General features: G+C 74.2%; 12 protein-coding genes and 1 tRNA gene. 4 read left to right on the top strand and 9 right to left on the bottom strand.

Annotated features, from left to right (window positions below; translation table 11 throughout):
- Both rpsT and C2142_RS26085 read left to right on the top strand, forming a co-directional pair.
- On the top strand, positions 1–190 hold a 190-nt coding region (rpsT, locus tag C2142_RS26090), incomplete at its 5' end, for a 30S ribosomal protein S20 (RefSeq protein ID WP_148645922.1).
- 768 nt (positions 191–958) lie between these two features.
- Complete coding sequence (locus tag C2142_RS26085) at positions 959–1,570, top strand: hypothetical protein (RefSeq protein WP_148645194.1); 612 nt, start codon at positions 959–961, stop codon at positions 1,568–1,570.
- Between the two features lie 150 nt (positions 1,571–1,720).
- Here the strand turns inward: C2142_RS26085 and holA are convergent, their stop codons facing one another.
- Positions 1,721–2,716, bottom strand: a complete 996-nt coding sequence (holA, locus tag C2142_RS26080) for a DNA polymerase III subunit delta (protein ID WP_148645193.1) — start codon at positions 2,714–2,716, stop codon at positions 1,721–1,723.
- A 174-nt stretch (positions 2,717–2,890) separates the two neighbouring features.
- Between holA and C2142_RS26075 the strand changes: the two genes are divergently transcribed.
- Entirely contained in the window at positions 2,891–3,184 is a 294-nt protein-coding gene (locus tag C2142_RS26075) for a hypothetical protein (protein ID WP_148645192.1), read from the top strand.
- A 737-nt stretch (positions 3,185–3,921) separates the two neighbouring features.
- Here the strand turns inward: C2142_RS26075 and C2142_RS41705 are convergent.
- The 5 genes from C2142_RS41705 to C2142_RS26050 form a co-directional block, all read right to left on the bottom strand.
- Positions 3,922–6,501 carry a ComEC/Rec2 family competence protein gene (locus C2142_RS41705; protein WP_148645191.1) on the bottom strand — a complete coding sequence of 860 codons (2,580 nt, stop codon included), beginning with the start codon at positions 6,499–6,501 and terminating at the stop codon, positions 3,922–3,924.
- 144 nt (positions 6,502–6,645) lie between these two features.
- A complete protein-coding gene (locus tag C2142_RS26065) occupies positions 6,646–7,500 on the bottom strand; it encodes a ComEA family DNA-binding protein (RefSeq protein WP_162002547.1) in 855 nt (284 codons plus the stop codon).
- Positions 7,501–7,945: 445 nt separating this feature from the next.
- Positions 7,946–8,791: a DegV family protein gene (locus C2142_RS26060; protein WP_148645189.1), complete on the bottom strand. Its 846-nt coding sequence runs from the start codon at positions 8,789–8,791 to the stop codon at positions 7,946–7,948.
- 222 nt (positions 8,792–9,013) lie between these two features.
- Positions 9,014–9,796, bottom strand: a complete 783-nt coding sequence (locus tag C2142_RS26055; RefSeq protein WP_148645188.1) for a hypothetical protein — start codon at positions 9,794–9,796, stop codon at positions 9,014–9,016.
- A 523-nt stretch (positions 9,797–10,319) separates the two neighbouring features.
- Positions 10,320–10,907: an alpha/beta fold hydrolase gene (locus C2142_RS26050; protein WP_148645187.1), complete on the bottom strand. Its 588-nt coding sequence runs from the start codon at positions 10,905–10,907 to the stop codon at positions 10,320–10,322.
- A 69-nt stretch (positions 10,908–10,976) separates the two neighbouring features.
- Here C2142_RS26050 and C2142_RS26045 point away from each other — a divergent pair, with 69 nt between their 5' ends.
- Positions 10,977–11,570 (top strand): TetR/AcrR family transcriptional regulator, encoded by a 594-nt coding sequence (locus C2142_RS26045; RefSeq protein ID WP_148645186.1) that lies wholly within the window; start codon positions 10,977–10,979, stop codon positions 11,568–11,570.
- A 219-nt stretch (positions 11,571–11,789) separates the two neighbouring features.
- Here the strand turns inward: C2142_RS26045 and leuS are convergent, their stop codons facing one another.
- The 3 genes from leuS to C2142_RS26030 form a co-directional block, all read right to left on the bottom strand.
- Complete coding sequence (gene leuS / locus C2142_RS26040; RefSeq protein ID WP_148645185.1) at positions 11,790–14,678, bottom strand: leucine--tRNA ligase; 2,889 nt, start codon at positions 14,676–14,678, stop codon at positions 11,790–11,792.
- A 257-nt stretch (positions 14,679–14,935) separates the two neighbouring features.
- The gene (locus tag C2142_RS26035; RefSeq protein WP_148645184.1) at positions 14,936–16,372 is read right to left on the bottom strand and encodes a hypothetical protein; all 1,437 of its coding nucleotides are present in this window, start codon (positions 16,370–16,372) and stop codon (positions 14,936–14,938) included.
- Positions 16,373–16,585: 213 nt separating this feature from the next.
- A tRNA-Ala gene (locus C2142_RS26030) sits at positions 16,586–16,658 on the bottom strand.
- Positions 16,659–16,745: the final 87 nt, after the last annotated feature.

Raw genomic sequence — 16,745 nt, 5'->3', positions numbered from 1 at the left:
CTCGCTGAAGACCGCTCTGCGCAAGGCCCGTGAGGCCGCTGCCGCCGGCGAGACCGAGAAGGCCGTCGTGCTGGCCCGTGCCGCCTCCAAGGCGCTCGACAAGGCCGTGAGCAAGGGCGTCATCCACGCCAACCAGGCCGCCAACAAGAAGTCGGCCATCACCAAGCGCGTCAACGCCGCCCAGGCCTGACACCCCGGGGCCACCGGCCCCACCCCCTCGGGACGAACCGGCCCTCTACCCGGACCCCCGAGGCGAGAAGACTCGCACCGTACGCGGCCTGCGTTCGCCACGCGGGTGCGGTGCAAAGGCAGTACGGCAGGCGCCGTAGCGGACCTCTCCCCAGAGGCTGCTGCGGCGCCTGTCGCGTTCTGTGGTCCAACCGCTATGGTCGGTCACGGCGGTTCCGGGATCACGGTCGCGGCGACCGCCTCGGCGGCAGACGCCGTACGGCGAGTACGCGCCTTTGCCGAAGCCGGGCGCCGCCGAAGCCACGCCTTGCTGAAGCGGTCGCCGTCACCCGAAGCGGTCGCCGAATTCGGCGGCAAACCCGTCGTCGAACCTCGTCGTCGAACCTCGTCGCCGGACTCGTCACAGCTCGAATTCGCTGTTCCGCTGGATTCGTTGATCTCAACGACGCCGCCGAATGCACTGAAGCACTGAAGGCCTTGAAGGCCCAGGGGGGGACCACCTATGGCGACGCCACCGCCACCACCGCCGGCTCAGGGCGGGCCGGGGTTCACCGGCTTTCCGCAGCAGCAACCGCGGCCGGCGGGCGCACCCGGGTTCGGTCCGCCGCCCGGGCTGCCCTCCTCGCCCGGACTGCCGCCCACCTCCCCCGGACTGCCGCCGGCCCCGTCCGGCCCAGCCGGCGGGCCAGGCGGTGCGGGCGGTGCGGGCGGTGCGGGCGGGACGGGCCACACGGGCGGGAACCTGCGGCGGAACGCCGTCTGGGCGTTCGTGGGCGCCATCCTCGCCTCGGTCGTCTGGTCCGGTGCCGTGGCCGTCGTGCCCCGGATGGTGCAGGGCCGCTCCTCGGCGCAGAGCATCCACGGGTACCACGCCATCGACAAGATCTGCGAGGCGGGCAAACTCACCGCGTTCCGGCAGAAGTACAAGATGGTGGACAACTACCCGCTGGAGCACACCGGCCGCAGCGACTCCATGGACATCATGCGGTGCTACGCCCTGATGAAGCGCTCCGTCAGCGGGAGCGACACCCCGGACTACGCCACCCTCGACATCCGCGTCGAGCTGCACAAGACCGTCGACTCCTCGCCCGAGTACGCCGCCACCCGGCACTACTTCGAGCAGCAGAAGTTCGAGATCGCCGACGTGCCGAACCTCGGCCAGGAGGCGTACTACGCCTACGGCGACGAGCCGACCAGCTCCGACAAGACCTTCCACGACATCAACTACTACCTCGTGGTCAGGGACGGCGGCATGACGTTCTCGCTCTACTGGACCGACAACTACCAGCTCGGCAAGGACGCCACGCTGGACCGCGACACCGTCCGGAAGGCCATGCTCGACGACACCCGGGACATCCTCAAGGCGATCGGCGGGAAGTAGGCCGGGAGGTAGGCGGGGGCGGGGGCTTCTGCCCGGCCCGCTCGGGGCTCCGCCCCGGACCTGCCGCTCCTTCCCGCACCGGTCTGCTCCGCGCTGGCCGTTCCGTTGCTGCCCTCGCAGGACCCTCGCCGCCCTGGCAGCCCTGGCCGCTCAGTACGGGCGGGAGCCGGCCCGGGCGGCGCGGGCGACGGCAACCACGGCGCGTTCCAGGGCGTAGGCCGGGTCGTCGGAGCCTCCCTTGACCGCGGCGTCCGCCTGCGCGATCGCGGTCAAGGCGGTGGCCACGCCGTCGCCCGTCCAGCCGCGCATCTGCTGGCGGACCCGGTCGACCTTCCACGGCGGCATGCCCAGCTCGCGCGCCAGGTCGGCTGGGCGCATGTTCCGCCCGGTGGTGGCCAGCCGGCCGATGCTGCGCACCCCGGACGCCAGCGCGTAGGTGATGCCGGTCGGCGGCTGCCCCACGGCCAGCGCCCAGCGCAATCGTTCCAGCGCCTCGGCGGCCCGGCCGGTGACCGCCAGGTCCGCCACCTCGAAGCCGGTGGCCTCGGCCCGGCCGCTGTAGTAGCGGGCCACCACCGTGTCGTCGATCGTGCCCTCGACGTCCGAGGTGAGCTGGCTGCACGCCGCCGCCAGCTCGCGCAGGTCGCTGCCGAGCGCGTCCAGCAGCGCCTGGCACGCCTCCGGGGTCGCCGACCGCCCGAGCGTCCGGAACTCGCCCTTCACGAAGGCCAGCCGCTCCGACGCCTTGGCCAGCTTCGCGCAGGCGACCTCGCGGCCGCCGGCCTTGCGCCCCGCGTCCAGCAACCCCTTGCCCTTGGCGCCGCCCGCATGGACCAGCACCATGATCACTTCTTCGGCCGGGGCCTCGATGTACGCCTTGACCTCCTTCACGGAGTCGGCGCCGAGGTCCTGGGCGGCGCGGACCACGATCACCTTGCGCTCGGCGAAGAGCGAGGGCGTGGTCAGCTCGGCCAGACTGCCGGGCTGGAGGCTCCCGGGCGCGAGATCACGTACGTCGGTGTCCGGGTCCGCCGCCTTCGCCGCCGCCACCACCTGGGCGACCGCGCGGTCCAGCAGCAGCTCCTCCTGACCGACCGCGAGGGTCAGCGGGGCGAGCAGGTCATCGGGTGCACTCTTCCTGGCCATCGCGTACCAGCATCCCACGCGGCACGGACAGCCCTGCCCGGCCCGCTGGGTGCGGGGGGCATGGGGGCGCGGGGGTGTGGGGGCGGGGGGGTGTGGGGGTGCTGGGTGCTGGGCGACAGGGGGCGTCCGGGGGGTGGGCGCCGCACCCGCGAGAGCGCCTTGGAGAATGGACCGGTGACCGACGACCACACCACCGACCAGCCGGACGCCTTCGACCCGAACGCCCGGCAGCTCCTCGTCCTGCCCGACCGCGACGCCGCCGAGGAGGCCGCGGAGGAGCTCAGTGCCAACCACCCCGACCTCGGCGAACTCGAAATCATCCGGGACGCCCTGGCCGGCGAGGACGACGCCGAGGACGCCCAGTGGCTGGTGGTCGTGGAACCCCCCGAGGACGGCTGGACCCCCGGCCACCTGCGCGCCCTCGACGCCGTCGCCGCCGAGGCCGACGGCTGGCGCGAAGAGGGCTGACCCTCACCGCCCGACGTCCTGGCGGCGCCTTGGCCTCTCTGCCATCGCCCTGCCCTCTCCCTCCCGGCCGGACAGTTCCGGACCGTTCTGCACGGCCATCACGCCGCTTCCGCGTCGGCCCCGGGCACTGCCCGGGGGCCGACGCGCCATCTGAGCCCCGTCCTCTCGCGCGCCCTCCTCGCGCGCCCCTTCGTGCCCGGTTCAGGCCGGTGAGCCACGCTGGCCCTTGATGTCGTGCGGATGCCCTGGTGCTCCACGGCGCGCCGGGGTTTCACCCGTCACCGCAACGTCGGTCGGCAGGCCGTACGCATCACCGTCACGCCGCAAAGCCGGGGCCATCCGCCTGCCGGGACTCGCCGGTCCGGCCTGGCCGCCGCCCGCGAGATCCCGCAGCTGCACCAGAAGTCGGCCGGTCCGACTTCTGGTGCGGTGCCCGGTTCCCGCTGGGGCAGGGTGCGGACATCTCCCGCCTCCGCTGCCCCACCCTCTGCTTCCGGCCTTCCGTGCCGCTCACGACATCTTCGCGAAGCAGCCCACGCCACCTCCCAGGTCGCGCTCCGGGCGGGCCCGGAGCGCGACGACCACTCGACTCCCCGGCCCTGCCCACGTGCGCCGGGCCGGGCCTTGCCCGGGCCGGTGCACCTCTCTGGCCCCCGCCCCCCACCCCCTCGCTCTCCCTCCCCACCCTGTCCCCTCCTCCCGCTGGGGAGGGAGAGCGAGCGAGCCGGAGGAGGCGCTCAGGTGGGCGGGCCGCGCGGCCCGCCCACCTGGTGGAGCGGACGAGAAGCGCGGGGACCGTGCAGGGCCTCGGCATCGTGCGGGTGGACCACGGCACCAAGGCGCGCCGGGGTGTCACCCGTCACGGCGATGTCACCGGCACGGTCCGTACGCAGCACCGTCGCACCGAGGGCACGCAGGTGGTCGACCGTCCTCGCCGACGGATGGCCGTACGGATTGCCCTCGCCGCAGGAGATCAATGCCAGCCGAGGGCGCAGGGCCGAGGCCAGGCCCCAGTCCTGATGCGCCGAGCCGTGATGGGCCACCTTCAGAACGTCCACCTTGACCCCACTTCCCAATCTCCCCGACAACGCCGACTGCGCCGGCGGTTCGAGATCACCCAGCAGAGCCAGTTCCAGCCCGCCCGCGACGGTCACCAGCAGCGCGACGCTGACGTTGTTGGCCCCGGACGCATCACCCGGCAGCTCGGCCTCCGGCCAGACCACCTGCCAGGACAAGCCCGGCCCGACCGACCTCCGTTCACCACGCCGGGCCCTCAGCACGGGAATCCCCGCGGCCGCCGCCCACCCGGTCACCCGGGCCGCCTCGCCCGGCGGATCGTTCACACTCGTCCCCTCGACCGCCCCGACCGCGCGCCCCCGCAACACCCCCGGCACGCCCTCCACGTGATCGGCGTGGAAGTGGGTCAGCAGCAACAGCGGAACCCGCGTGATCCCGAGGTCGCGCAGACAACGGTCCGCCGCCTGCGGGTCCGGGCCGGCATCGACCACCACCGCGCTGTCCGTCGCCGCGCCACCGTCCGAGGTCACCGGCAGCACCAGCATGTCGCCCTGCCCCACGTCACACATGACCAGCCGCCACCCCGGGGGCGGCCAGCCGGTCGCGAGCCGGGTGAGCAGGGGCGGGCGCAACAGCACGGCCAGCAGGACGAGGAAGAGAAGACCCGCGACCACCGGCCGGATCCAACCGCGGCGAACGCGCGGGCCGGTCGCGGCCGCACGCCGGGGAAGCAGGAGCGGCACCGTCCAGCACAGCGCCACGGTCGCCAGGGCGAGCGTCACCGTACCGAGGAGTCCGCCCGGCCAGGAGAGCCGGCCTCCCGGCAGGTCGGCGCCGTGCCGGGCCACCGCTGCCAGCCAGCCGGCCGGCAGCCCGGCCACTTCCGCGAGCAGCCGGGCCGGTGCCGGGAGGAACGGGTCCAGTACGAGCACCGCGAAGCCGAGCAGAGTCGCCGGGGCCACCGCCAGCTCGGCCAGCAGGTTGCACGGGACGGCGACGAGGCTGATGTGCCCGGACAGCACCACCGTCACGGGTGCGCAGAGCGCCTGCGCCGCGGCCGTCGCCCCGACGGCACCCGCCAGGTGGTGCGGCCAGCCGCGCGCCCGCAGGGCCCGGGCCCAGTGCGGGCCGAGGACCAGCAGGCCGGTGGTGGCGAGCACCGAGAGCAGGAAGCCGAATGACCGCGCCAGGTAGGGGTCGAGGAGCACCAGGAGCAGGACGGTGCCGGACAGGGCGGGCACCGCCTGGCGCGGACGGCCGGTGGCCAGCGCGAGCATGCCGATCAGGCCCGTGCCTGCCGCCCGCAGCACGCTGGGCTCAGGCCGGCAGATGGTGACGAAGGCCAGCGTGACGGCCGTGCCGAGCAGCGCGGTGGTACGCAGGGGGAGCCCGAACAGAGCTGCAAGGCCCCGCCGTTCGGGGGTGCCGGCCTGCCCTGGCGCACCGAGCAGGGCGCCGAGGACGATCGCGAGGTTGGCCCCGCTCACTGCGACCAGGTGTGCCATGTCGGTGGCCCGGAAGGCGTCCAGGAGGTCGCCGGACAGCCGCGAGGTGTCCCCGACGACCAGCCCCGGGAGCAGTCCTCGCGCGTCCACCGGGAGCCCGTCGCTCGCGGACCGCAGCCCCGCCCGCAGCCGGCCGGCGACCCGCTGCGGCAGGCTCGGCGGCATGAGTTCCCGGAGCGGCCCGTGCACGACCAGCAGCGCGGCCGACTCGTCGTCGTGCCCCTCCCCCGCGGGGCGGACATCGGCCTCGACGGCCACCCTGGCCGACGGCAGCAGCCGCTGCCACTGGCCGATGTCCGCCCCGCGCGCCAGCACCGTCACCGGGGTCCGGGTCCTGGTCGCGCCGACGCCCGGCCCCGGCTCGGGGCCGGCCAGGACGGTGACCCGGTCCACCACGGCGTCCACGGTGAGGACGGCCTGCCCGGCGGTCGTCCCCCTGGTCCGGGAGGTGTGGGCCTTCGGGTCTCCGGTGATCGTCAGCTCGACGTCCACCGCGGGGGCGGGGCCCGCGACCCGGGCCAGCGACGGCACCGGACCCCGGTGCAGGTCGGCGGTGTGCAGCAGGGTCACGGCGGTGGCCGCCGCACCGGTGAGCAGCACCGCGGCCGCCGTCACGCCGGCGCCTCGGCGCCGCCACACACCCGGGCGGGCGAGCAGGAGGACGGCGACGACCGCGGCCGCGCCCGCTGCAAGGAGCAGCAGGAGACCGCGGCCCGCGCCCGGGCCGAGGACGGCCGCCGTGACGGCCCACGCCGCGACGGCGGGCAGGAGCAGTCGAAGGTCGCTGACCGGCAAGGAGGTTGAGGACGGACGGGCGGTCGGACGGAGATCGACGGCCGTGGTGGCGGCGATGATGGCACCTCCCTTCAGCTGGGTCGGCGGGCGGGCGGGTGGAGACCGGTGGTCAGCGCGTCGGGGCAGGTCGGGGCAGGCCTCCGGTCAGAGGGTGAGCATCGGTTTGATCTCCGTGTAGGTGCGCTCGCCGATGCCGCTCACCTGCCGGAGCTGGTCGAGCGAACGGAACGAGCCGTGGGCCGCGCGGAACGTCAGGATGCGTTGGGCGAGCGTCGGCCCGACCCCGGGGAGCGTGTCGAGTTGTTCGAGGGTGGCGTGGTTCAGGCTGACCGGCTGTTTCGGCCCGGCGGCCGCGGGAGGCCCGGCGCCCGCCCCGCCGGCCGGTGGTGCGGCCGGGTCGCCGACGAGGATCTGCTCACCGTCCGTCAGCACCCGTGCCAGGTTGAGGTTCTTGGTCTCCGTGTCGGGCAGCGGGCCACCGGCCACACGCAGGGCGTCAGCCACCCGGGCGCCGCTGGGGAGGGTGTGCACGCCGGGCGAGTGCACGCGGCCGCCGATGTCGACCACCACTACGACGCCTGCCTCCGGGCCGCCCGCACCGGGCGGAGCCGAACCGGGGGCTGCCTCGGACGCCCCGGGAACGCTCACCGCCGGTTCCGCCGAGACGGCCACCCCAGGTACGTCGACCGGTTGTGGCCGGGCCAGCCAGAAGTGCTGTACGCCGTAGCCCGCGGTGAGCAGCAGCAGGAGAGCCAGGCCCGCCAGGGCCCGCCGGTCGAGCACCACCGCCGGGCCGAACCGGAACGGCACACGATCCGCCACACCGGCCACCGCCACATCGGCCACCGCACCGCCCACGGCCGTGCTGCCCGCGGCCGCTGCTCCCTCGGTGGCCGTGCTGCCGGCCACCGCACCGGGCAGCTCACCGAACCACGGCCCCGATGGCGACTCCGACGGCGACTCCGACGACGCGTCGACCGGCACCACGGACCGCACCACAGACGACTCCCCGGACAACGGCTCGCCCGGCACAGCAGTCACCGGCACAACGCACGACGGTTCAGCGGGCGGCGGCACAGCGGACGACGGTTCAGGCGGGGGCCCGGTGGTCGTCGTTCCTCCCGCCCCGGCCGACCCCCCGGCCGACCCCCCGGCCGATCCCAAGGCCGATCCCCCGGCCGCCGGCAGCAGGGCCACCATCCGCAGGCGTGCGGTCTCGCTGATCTCCAGGCGCTTCCTCGCGCCGGTCCTCATGCTCGTCAGGCTTGTCAGGCTCGTCATGCGGAGCACGGTAGGAGCAGGTCCGGGCCCCGCACGAGAATTGCCGAAGACCTGTGGAAAACCCGGGGTTTGTGGATAAATCAGGTCACTCACACGAGGGATGAGGGCTCTTCAGAGTTGACCACGCGCCACCACGTACCACCACACGCCACCACGAGCCGCCTCAGAGCGGCGAGACCACGACCGCCAGCAGCCCCGGCCCGGCGTGCGCGCCGATCACGGCGCCGACCTCGCCCACGTACAGCTCCCGCAGCCCGGGGACCCTCCCGCGCAGCCGTTCCGCGAGCGGCTCGGCCCGGTCCTCGGCCGCCAGGTGGTGAACGGCGATGTCGACCTCCCGCTCCCCCGCCTGCTCGACCGCGACCTCCTCCAGCCGGGCGATCGCCCGGGAGGCGGTCCGCACCTTCTCCAGCGGCTCGATCCGCCCGCCGTCCAGGTGCAGCAGCGGCTTCACCGCCAGGGCCGACCCGAGCAGCGCCCGCGCCGCCCCGATCCGGCCGCCGCGACGCAGGTACTCAAGGGTGTCCACGTAGAAGAAACCGCTGGTCAATGCCGTACGCCGGGTGACGGCCGCGGCCACTTCGTCCAGCTCCCGCCCGTCCGCGATCGCCTCGGCGGCGGCCAGCACGCCGTACCCCAGGGCCATGCCGACCAGCCGGCTGTCCACCACCCGCACCGGAACGGCCGCCTCGGCGGCCGCCAGCCGCGCCGCCTCCACGGTCCCGGACAGCTCGCCGGAGATGTGCACCGAGACGATCCCCCGGGCGCCCGCCTCCACCGCCGCCCGGTAGGCGGCGGCGAAGGTCTCGGGGCTCGGCCGGGACGTCGTCACCCGCTGCTTGCCCCGCAGCGCCTCGGCCACGTCCTTGGGGGAGATCTCCACGCCCTCGGCGAGGGCCGTGTCACCGACCGCGACACTCAACGGGACCACGGAGATTCCGTACCGGTCGACGGCCTCCTGCGGCAGATAGGCCGTGGAATCGGTGACAAGCGCGAGGTCGGCGGGCATGAGGCGGAGGTTACTCCGCGCCCGGCCCGGATGACAGCGCCCGGACCGGGTCACACGCAAGCCCGGGAGCGCCCCGGAGCCCCGGAGCCCCGGAGCCCGGGGGCCCACCGGGCCGCAACCGCTCAAGTCCACGGCCCGCGTCGCGCTCGGCCGGGTCGCACGCAAGCCCGGCCCCAGGAGCACCGGACCGCCGGTTCAGCCGACTCAGCCGGTTCAGCCGGTTCAGCCGGCCGACGGGCCCGCCGACGGCTTCCGCAGCCGCTCCGCCAGCCGCGCCAGCGGGTCGGCCAGCCCCAGCAGCTCCTCGGCCCCGGGCCGCCCGCCCCGGCCGTCGGTCAGCCCGGCCCGCTGGGCCTGCTCCCGCCCGGCCCCGGGCGCCTCGCCGGCAGGCCCGGAGGCACCACCAGCGGCCGTGCCCCCGGCCACGCCGCCCCCGGCACCCGCCCCACCCGACGTGTCCCAGTGCCGCAGTGCCCCCGCCTCGCTCTCGCACTCCTGGCTGAGCCGGCTCAGCTCGTCGTCCGCGAACCGGTGCATCCGGTCCTGGGCGGCCCAGCGCATCGTCTCGGCGGAGTGGGTGATCCGCCCGGCCCGCTCCCGCAACTCGGGGAGCTTGGCCGCGATCCGCCCGGCGTCCGGCTCGCGCTCCAGGATCCGCAGCTCGCCGTCGAGTTCCGCCGCGTGGGCGTCCAGCCGTCGCAGCAGGGCGAGCGACTCGCCGAGCTGGCCGTCCTGGGCGAGACCGCTCTCCAGGACCTGGCGGGTGCCCTCCAGCGAGGTCCGCAGCCCGAGCCGGACGGCCGAGATCTGGCCCTGCGGGCCGGGCTTGGTGTAGGTCTTCGCCTTGAGGGTGACGTTCTCGACCGCGCGCCGGGCGTTGGCCTCGTGCCGCTCGACCTTCCTGGCGACCGTCTTCGCGGCCTTCACCGTGCCCACGACGGCCAGCGTCACCATCGCCAGTCCGAAGAGCAGGGCCAAGCCGACCATCACGCCGAGCATGTCCATCACGAACCACCTTCCGCCAGCCGAACCGGCCCCCACCGGGCCCAACGCGGGCCGGTCCACCGAGGGTTCCACGGTAGCCGCCGCGCGGGGCCCGGGGGCAGTGCAAACAGGGCTCCGCAGCGGAGATCAGGGACAGATCGGGGATCTCCCCCAGAGCCGGCCCCCGGGAGTCCCGCTCAACCCCAGGAGTCCCACCCGGCCCCGAAGCCAGTCCCACCCGGCCCCGAAGCCCCGCCAGGCGAACACCCCGGCCCAAGTCAGCCCGGCCCGAAAGGCCCCTCCCTGCCCGGGGAGCAACCAGTCCGGGGAGCACCCGCCGGGGGAGCCACCCGGCCCGCGCCGCCGACAGGAGGCGCCGGCAGGAGGCGCCGGCAGGAGGCGCCGGCAGGAGGCGCCGGCAGGAGGCGCCGGCCGGACGAACCGGCCCGCGCCCCCGGTCCGGGGGGACGGGCCCCGGCAGAGCCCGCCGCCCCTCCCTACGTCCGCGCTCTCCCTACGCCCGCATTCCCTTCGTCCGCGTTCCCTACGCCCGCGCCGCCAGCAGCTCCCGCACCAGGCGCACGGCCTCCGGCACCTCCACGTGGTCGTCCGGCGCGGCCCCGAAGTGCGCGCCCGCCGCCGTCAGCACCGCCGTGGCGCCCAGCCCGGCCACCAGGTCGCGCGCGTGCGCGGCCGGGTCCGGCTGGTTGACCGGGTCGTCCAGGGCCTGCAGGACGCGGAAGCCGTCCGCCGTGGCCCGGATCCGCGCCCAGTCGAACGGCTCGGCGAAGAACTCCTTCAGCACGTCGTACCCGACGTCCCGGGCCGGCGTGGCGACCAGCAGTACGCCGGCGAAGCGGCCGTGCGCCTCGGCGTCGTACTGCTCCAGGAAGCGGAGCACATTGGCCCCGCCGACGCTGTGGCCGACCAGCACGGTGTCCCCGGCCGGCCCGGCGGCGCGGGCGGCCTCGCCGAAGGCGCTCCGCCAAGCGGTCAGGTCCGGCGTCTGCGGACCGGGCAGCGAGGGCACCGTGACGACATCGCCGGATGCCGCCAACTCCCTTGCCAGATACGGGAACCAGACACTGTCCTCGCGGGCCCCCAGGCCGTGCGACACCACGACTGCGCTCATGATTCTCCCCTTAATCAAAACGATCCGTCGCGTTTCGATTAAAGCTAGCACCGCTGCTACCGTGCTGTCATGCCAGAGCAGAAAGCCCGCCGCACCGGTGGGCGGATCCGCAGCGAGGAGGCCCACCGGGCCGTCCTTGCCGCCACCGCCGCGATCCTGGAGGAGAGCGGCTACCAGGCCGTCACCATGGAGCGGGTGGCCACACGGGCCGAGGTCGCCAAGAGCACCATCTACCGCTGGTGGAGCTCGAAGGCCCTGCTCGTCCTCGACTCCTACCGCGAGACGGTCGCGCAGCGCATGCCCGAGCCGGACACCGGCAGCACCGCCGAGGACCTCGTCGTCTTCGTCGCCGCGCTCCACTCGGTAGCCCGGCACCCGCTCCGGGTGCGCGCGCTGCGCGGGCTGATGGCCGAGGCCCAGCTGGACCCGGCGTTCGAGGAACCGTTCCGCGCCTGGGTGCAGAGCCGGCGCGCCGTGGTGCTGCGGATCCTCGCCCGTGGGGCCGACCGCGGCGAACTGCCCGCGACCTCCGACCTGGAGGCCGCCACCGACCAGCTCTTCGGTCTGTTCTGGTACCGCCTGCTGGTCGGCCACGCCCCGCTCGACCCGGCCGAGGCGCCCGCGCACGTCTCCCGCCTGCTCGACGGACTCCGGAGCACCTGACCGCCCCGCCGAGCTCCACCAAGCGCCCCAGGCCCCGGGGCCCAATCACCGGTCCGGGGAGCCCGGCGGTCCAAGCACCCGGAAGCACCCGGAAGCACCCGGACAAAACGAACGGGCGGGCGCCCCGAAGGACGCCCGCCCGCACACCGACAGCCCACCGCCGTCCACCGACAGCCGACGGACATCAGCCGTCAGCCGTCGACGGTCAGCCGTCAACCATCAGCCCGTGACGATGTTCACCAGCTTCGGCGCCCGCGCGATGACCTTGCGCACCGGCGCGTCCCCGATCGCCGCCACGACGGCCGGGTCGGCCATCGCCAGCGCCTCCAGCTCGGCGTCGGAGATCGACGGCGCGACCTCCAGCCGGGCCTTGACCTTGCCCTTGATCTGCACGACGCAGGTCACCGACTCGTCCACCACGTACGCCGGGTCGGCGACCGGGTAGTCGGTGTGCGCCAGCGACTCGCCGTGGCCCAGCCGGCGCCACAGCTCCTCGGCGATGTGCGGGGCCAGCGGGGCGACCATCAGCACCAGCTGGTCGGCCACCGACCGCGGGGTGGAGCCGCGCTTCACCAGGAAGTTGTTCAGCTCGATCGCCTTGGCCACGGCCGTGTTGAAGCGCAGCCCGGCCATATCGCCGCGGATGCCGTCGATCGCCTTGTGCAGCGCGCGCAGCGTCGCCTCGTCCGGCTCCTCGTCGGTGACGACCAGCTCGCCGGTGGCCTCCGAGACGACGTTGCGCCACAGCCGCTGCAGGAACCGGTACGAGCCGACGACCGCGCGGGTGTCCCAGGGGCGGGAGACGTCCAGCGGGCCCATCGACATCTCGTACAGGCGCAGCGTGTCGGCGCCGTACTCGTCGGCGATCTCGTCGGGGGCGACGGCGTTCTTCAGGGACTTGCCCATCTTGCCGGCCTCGCGCTTGACGGGCTCGCCCTGCCAGAAGTACTTGCCGTCGCGCTCCTCGACCTCGGCGGCGGGCACCGGGAAGCCGCGCTCGTCGCGGTAGACGTCGGCGGTGATCATGCCCTGGTTGAACAGCTTGTGGAACGGCTCGACCGAGGAGACGTGGCCCAGGTCGTGCAGCACCTTGTGCCAGAAGCGGGCGTACAGCAGGTGCAGCACCGCGTGCTCGGCGCCGCCGACGTACAGGTCGACACCGCCGGCCGGCTTCTGCTCGGTCGGGCCCAGCCAGTACCGCTCGTTGGCGGGGTCGACGACGCGCGAGCCGTTGGACGGGTCGACGTAGCGCAGCTCGTACCAGCACGAACCGGCCCAGTTGGGCATGGTGTTGGTCTCGCGGCGGTAGGTCTTCGGGCCGTCGCCCAGGTCCAGCTCGACGTTGACCCAGTCCTCGTTCCGCGAGAGCGGGGTCTTCGGCGAGGAGGTGGAGTCGAACGGGTCGTAGGTGTGCGGCGAGTAGTCGTCGACCTCGGGGACCTCGACCGGCAGCATCGACTCGGGCAGCGCGTGCATGACGCCGTCCTCGTCGTAGACGATCGGGAAGGGCTCGCCCCAGTACCGCTGGCGGCTGAACAGCCAGTCGCGCAGGCGGTAGTTGACGGTGCCCTCACCGATGCCGCGCTCGGCCAGCCACCCGGTCACGTGGGCCTTGGCGTCGACGACGCTCAGCCCGTTCAGCGACAGGTCGCCTTCGGAGCGCTCGGAGTTGACGATGACGGAGTCGTAGGTGTCGAAGGCGTCGTCCCAGGCCGACGGGTCCTCGCCGCGCCCGTCCGTGGGCTCGACGACGCAGCGCATCGGCAGGGCGAAGGCCCGGGCGAACGCGAAGTCGCGGTGGTCGTGGGCGGGGACGGCCATGATGGCGCCGGTGCCGTAGCCCATCAGCACGTAGTCGGCGATGAACACCGGGACGGGCCGGCCGCTGACCGGGTTCACCGCGTAGGCACCGGTGAAGACGCCGGTCTTGACCTTGGCCTCGACCTGGCGCTCGACGTCCGACTTGGCGGCGGCCTCGGCGCGGTAGGCGGCGACGGCCTCGGCGGGGGTGGCGGCGCCGCCGGTCCACTCGGCGGGAACGCCCTCCGGCCAGGCGGCGGGGACGATCGAGTCGACCAGGCCGTGCTCGGGCGCCAGGACCATGTAGGTGGCGCCGAACAGGGTGTCGGGCCGGGTGGTGAAGACGGTGATCTTCTGGTCGCCCGGGGCCGCGAAGTCGACCCGGGCGCCTTCGGAGCGGCCGATCCAGTTGCGCTGCTGCAGCTTGATGGCCTCGGGCCAGTCCAGCAGGTCCAGGTCGGAGATCAGGCGGTCCGAGTACGCGGTGATGCGCATCATCCACTGGCGCAGGTTGGACTTGAACACCGGGAAGTTGCCGCGCTCGGAGCGGCCGTCCGCGGTGACCTCCTCGTTGGCCAGCACGGTGCCCAGGCCGGGGCACCAGTTGACCGGCACCTCCTTGGAGTACGCCAGCCGGTACTCGCCCAGCAGCTCGTCGCGGCCGGCGGCGGACAGTTCCGCCCAGGTGCCGCCGCCCGGGACCTCACGGGTGCCGGCCTCGAACTGCGCGATCAGCTCGGCGATCGGGCGGGCCTTGCCGGCCTCCTCGTCGTACCAGGAGTTGAAGATCTGCAGGAAGATCCACTGCGTCCAGCGGTAGTACTCCGGGTCGATCGTGGAGATCGAGCGGCGCGGGTCGTGGCCCAGGCCCAGCCGGCGCAGCTGCTGGCGCATGTTGGCGATGTTGGCCTCGGTGGAGACCCGCGGGTGGGTGCCGGTCTGCACCGCGTACTGCTCGGCGGGCAGGCCGAAGGCGTCGTAGCCCAGCGTGTGCAGCACGTTGTGGCCGGTCATCCGCTGGTAGCGGGCGTAGACGTCGGTGGCGATGTAGCCCAGCGGGTGGCCGACGTGCAGGCCCGCGCCCGAGGGGTACGGGAACATGTCCATGATGAAGCTGTGCGGCTTCGCGGCGACGTCACCGGCGGCCGGGTCGGCCAGGTCGCCGGCCGGGTTGGGGGCGTGGAACGTCCCTTCCTTCTCCCAGATGTCCTGCCAGCGGGACTCGATCTCCGCCGCCAGGGTGGCGCTGTACCGGAACGGCTCGGTTGCGGCCTCGGCCGCGCCGGAAGCAGGGGTCGTCTCGCTCATGGTCCTTCAGGCTCCATCGATGTCAGTGGGCGAACCGTGCCGGTGACCGGACGGGTGACCGGACGGGGTGACCGGCCGCGGACGGCCAAGGCGGTGAGGCGGTTTCGGAAAAGGCGGTGGAAAACAAAAAAGCCCCTCGCAGGAGGGGACGCCACGCCGACTCCGGCAGCCGCCCGTGAGCGGGGCCGGTCCTGGTCAGCGCGGCCGGCTAAGGAGCAGGCGCACGGTTCGCATGGGCTCAGGGTACCGCAAGGGGTTCAGGCCTCTCCCGGCAATCCCGCCCGGGAGGCCGCGTCGAAGTCGCGCAGCGCTCGGGCGACCCGCTCGGACTGCATGCCGGCGGCCAGCGCGCGGGCCCGGTCGGCGGTGGCGGCGGCCTCCTGGTGGCGGCCGGTGCGCCGCTGGGAGTCGGCCAGCCTGACCATCAGCAGCGCCCTGGCCCGGGCCCGGCCGGGGCCGAGGCCGCCCACCGCCCCGGCGAGCAGGGACTGGGCGCGGCGGTGGTCGCCGAGGAAGAGGTACCCCTCCCCCACCATGCCCGCGAGGTCCGCCCGCAGCTCCCCGGCCCCTCCGGCCGCCGCGGAGCCGGACTCGCCCGCCGCCGCGAAGACGGCCCCGGCGCCGCCGCCGACGGGCCCGCGAACACCCCCGGCAGCACCCCCGCCGACGCCTCCGCCGGCACCCCCCGCCGGCCCGTCCAGCTCCGCGAACGCCCGCTCGGCCGCCCTCCGCGTCTCCTCGGGCTCGCCCCGCCGCCCGTGCGCCCGGGCGATCCGCCCGAGCTGCACCGCCCGGTCGGCCGGGCGCAGCGCATCCCCGGCCGCCTCCAGCGCCCCGGAGAGCGCACCGACGGCGTCCAGCCCGCGCGCGTCCAGCCCCCGTCCCCCCGTGCTCTGGGTGGCCAGCACCACCAGGCAGCCGACCACGCCCACCCCCAGCCGCAGCTCCCCGCTGAGGTGCGCGGCCCGCAGTGCGGCGACGAACGCCCGCTGGGCGGCCGCCTCGTGCCCGAGGTCGTACGCGGCCCAGCCCGCCAGCCGGGCGAACCGGGCGGCCGTCCCGTACAGTGCGCGGCCGAGCTGCTCGTCGTACCCGCCGAGCTCCAGGAGCTTGGCGACGAGGGCCAGCTCGGCCCGGGCCGGGCCGAGCACCAGTCCGCCGCCGTAGGCCCGCTCCAGCCGCTGCTTGCTCCGGTGGGAGTGTCGGAGGTCGCCCACCAGGCCGGGGTCGATCCGCAGCGCGCCCTCGCCGCCGCCGACCGGTGGCGGCGGGACGGCCAGCCGCCGGGCGGCCTGGTCGAGGTCGGCGCCGCGGAAGAGGTCGGTGAGGCGGACCGGCCCGGCGTCGGCGGCCGCCTCGCGCAGCGCGGTCTGCGCGGTGTCGGCGGTCCACGGGTCGGTGAGCAGGTTCGGCGAGAGGATCTTGGCGCCGCGGTTGCCGCCCATCCGGCCCCAGAGCTGCTCGTAGGTGACGGCGATGCCGAGGGCGCGGCCGAGCACCTCGCAGACGGCCTGGTCGTGCGGGCTGCGCGGCACCATCCCGCGGTCGCGCCACTTGTACGGGGCGGTGGAGCTGATCGCCAGGCCGGGCGGCAGGGCGAGGTTCACCTCGCGGGCGAGCCGCTCCGGGTTCCAGCCCAGCTGGTGCAGTATCCGGGCCAACTCCTCGTTGCGCCTGCGCTCCAGATCGGCCATGGCACGACGGTAGCGGTCCCCCGGGGCCGGCCGCCGAACCGTTCACGAAAACCGGCCTCCCCCGCACCGCCTGCCCACGCCGGCCAACGCCCGGGGAACACCGAAGGCCACCCCCACAAGAACGCCCGGAGAACGCCGAAGGCCGCCCCCACAAGAACGCCCGGAGAACGCCGAAGGCCGCCCCCCGAAACGGGAGGCGGCCTTCGATTCCTGTGGAGCTACGGGGAATTGAACCCCGGACCTCTTGCATGCCATGCAAGCGCTCTACCAACTGAGCTACAGCCCCTTGACCTGCGTTGTCACCGGAGGTTTTCCTCTGTTTCCTTCGGTTTCCCTCGGCGACATCGACTACTTTACACGGTCGAAGGGGTGC

Origin of the sequence: Streptomyces sp. CB01881 (assembly GCF_002953255.1) — a bacterium.
GTDB lineage: Bacteria > Actinomycetota > Actinomycetes > Streptomycetales > Streptomycetaceae > Kitasatospora.
This window is presented reverse-complemented; position numbering and strand designations above follow the sequence as displayed.

Excerpts from the sequence above, each read along its gene's own strand:
- holA (WP_148645193.1), bottom strand. The coding sequence starts at position 2,716 with ATGGCCAGGAAGAGTGCACCCGATGACCTGCTCGCCCCGCTGACCCTC.
- C2142_RS26060 (WP_148645189.1), bottom strand. The coding sequence starts at position 8,791 with ATGCCCGCCGACCTCGCGCTTGTCACCGATTCCACGGCCTATCTGCCG.
- C2142_RS26055 (WP_148645188.1), bottom strand. The coding sequence starts at position 9,796 with ATGGACATGCTCGGCGTGATGGTCGGCTTGGCCCTGCTCTTCGGACTG.
- C2142_RS26050 (WP_148645187.1), bottom strand. The coding sequence starts at position 10,907 with ATGAGCGCAGTCGTGGTGTCGCACGGCCTGGGGGCCCGCGAGGACAGT.
- C2142_RS26045 (WP_148645186.1), top strand. The coding sequence starts at position 10,977 with ATGCCAGAGCAGAAAGCCCGCCGCACCGGTGGGCGGATCCGCAGCGAG.
- leuS (WP_148645185.1), bottom strand. The coding sequence starts at position 14,678 with ATGAGCGAGACGACCCCTGCTTCCGGCGCGGCCGAGGCCGCAACCGAG.
- C2142_RS26035 (WP_148645184.1), bottom strand. The coding sequence starts at position 16,372 with ATGGCCGATCTGGAGCGCAGGCGCAACGAGGAGTTGGCCCGGATACTG.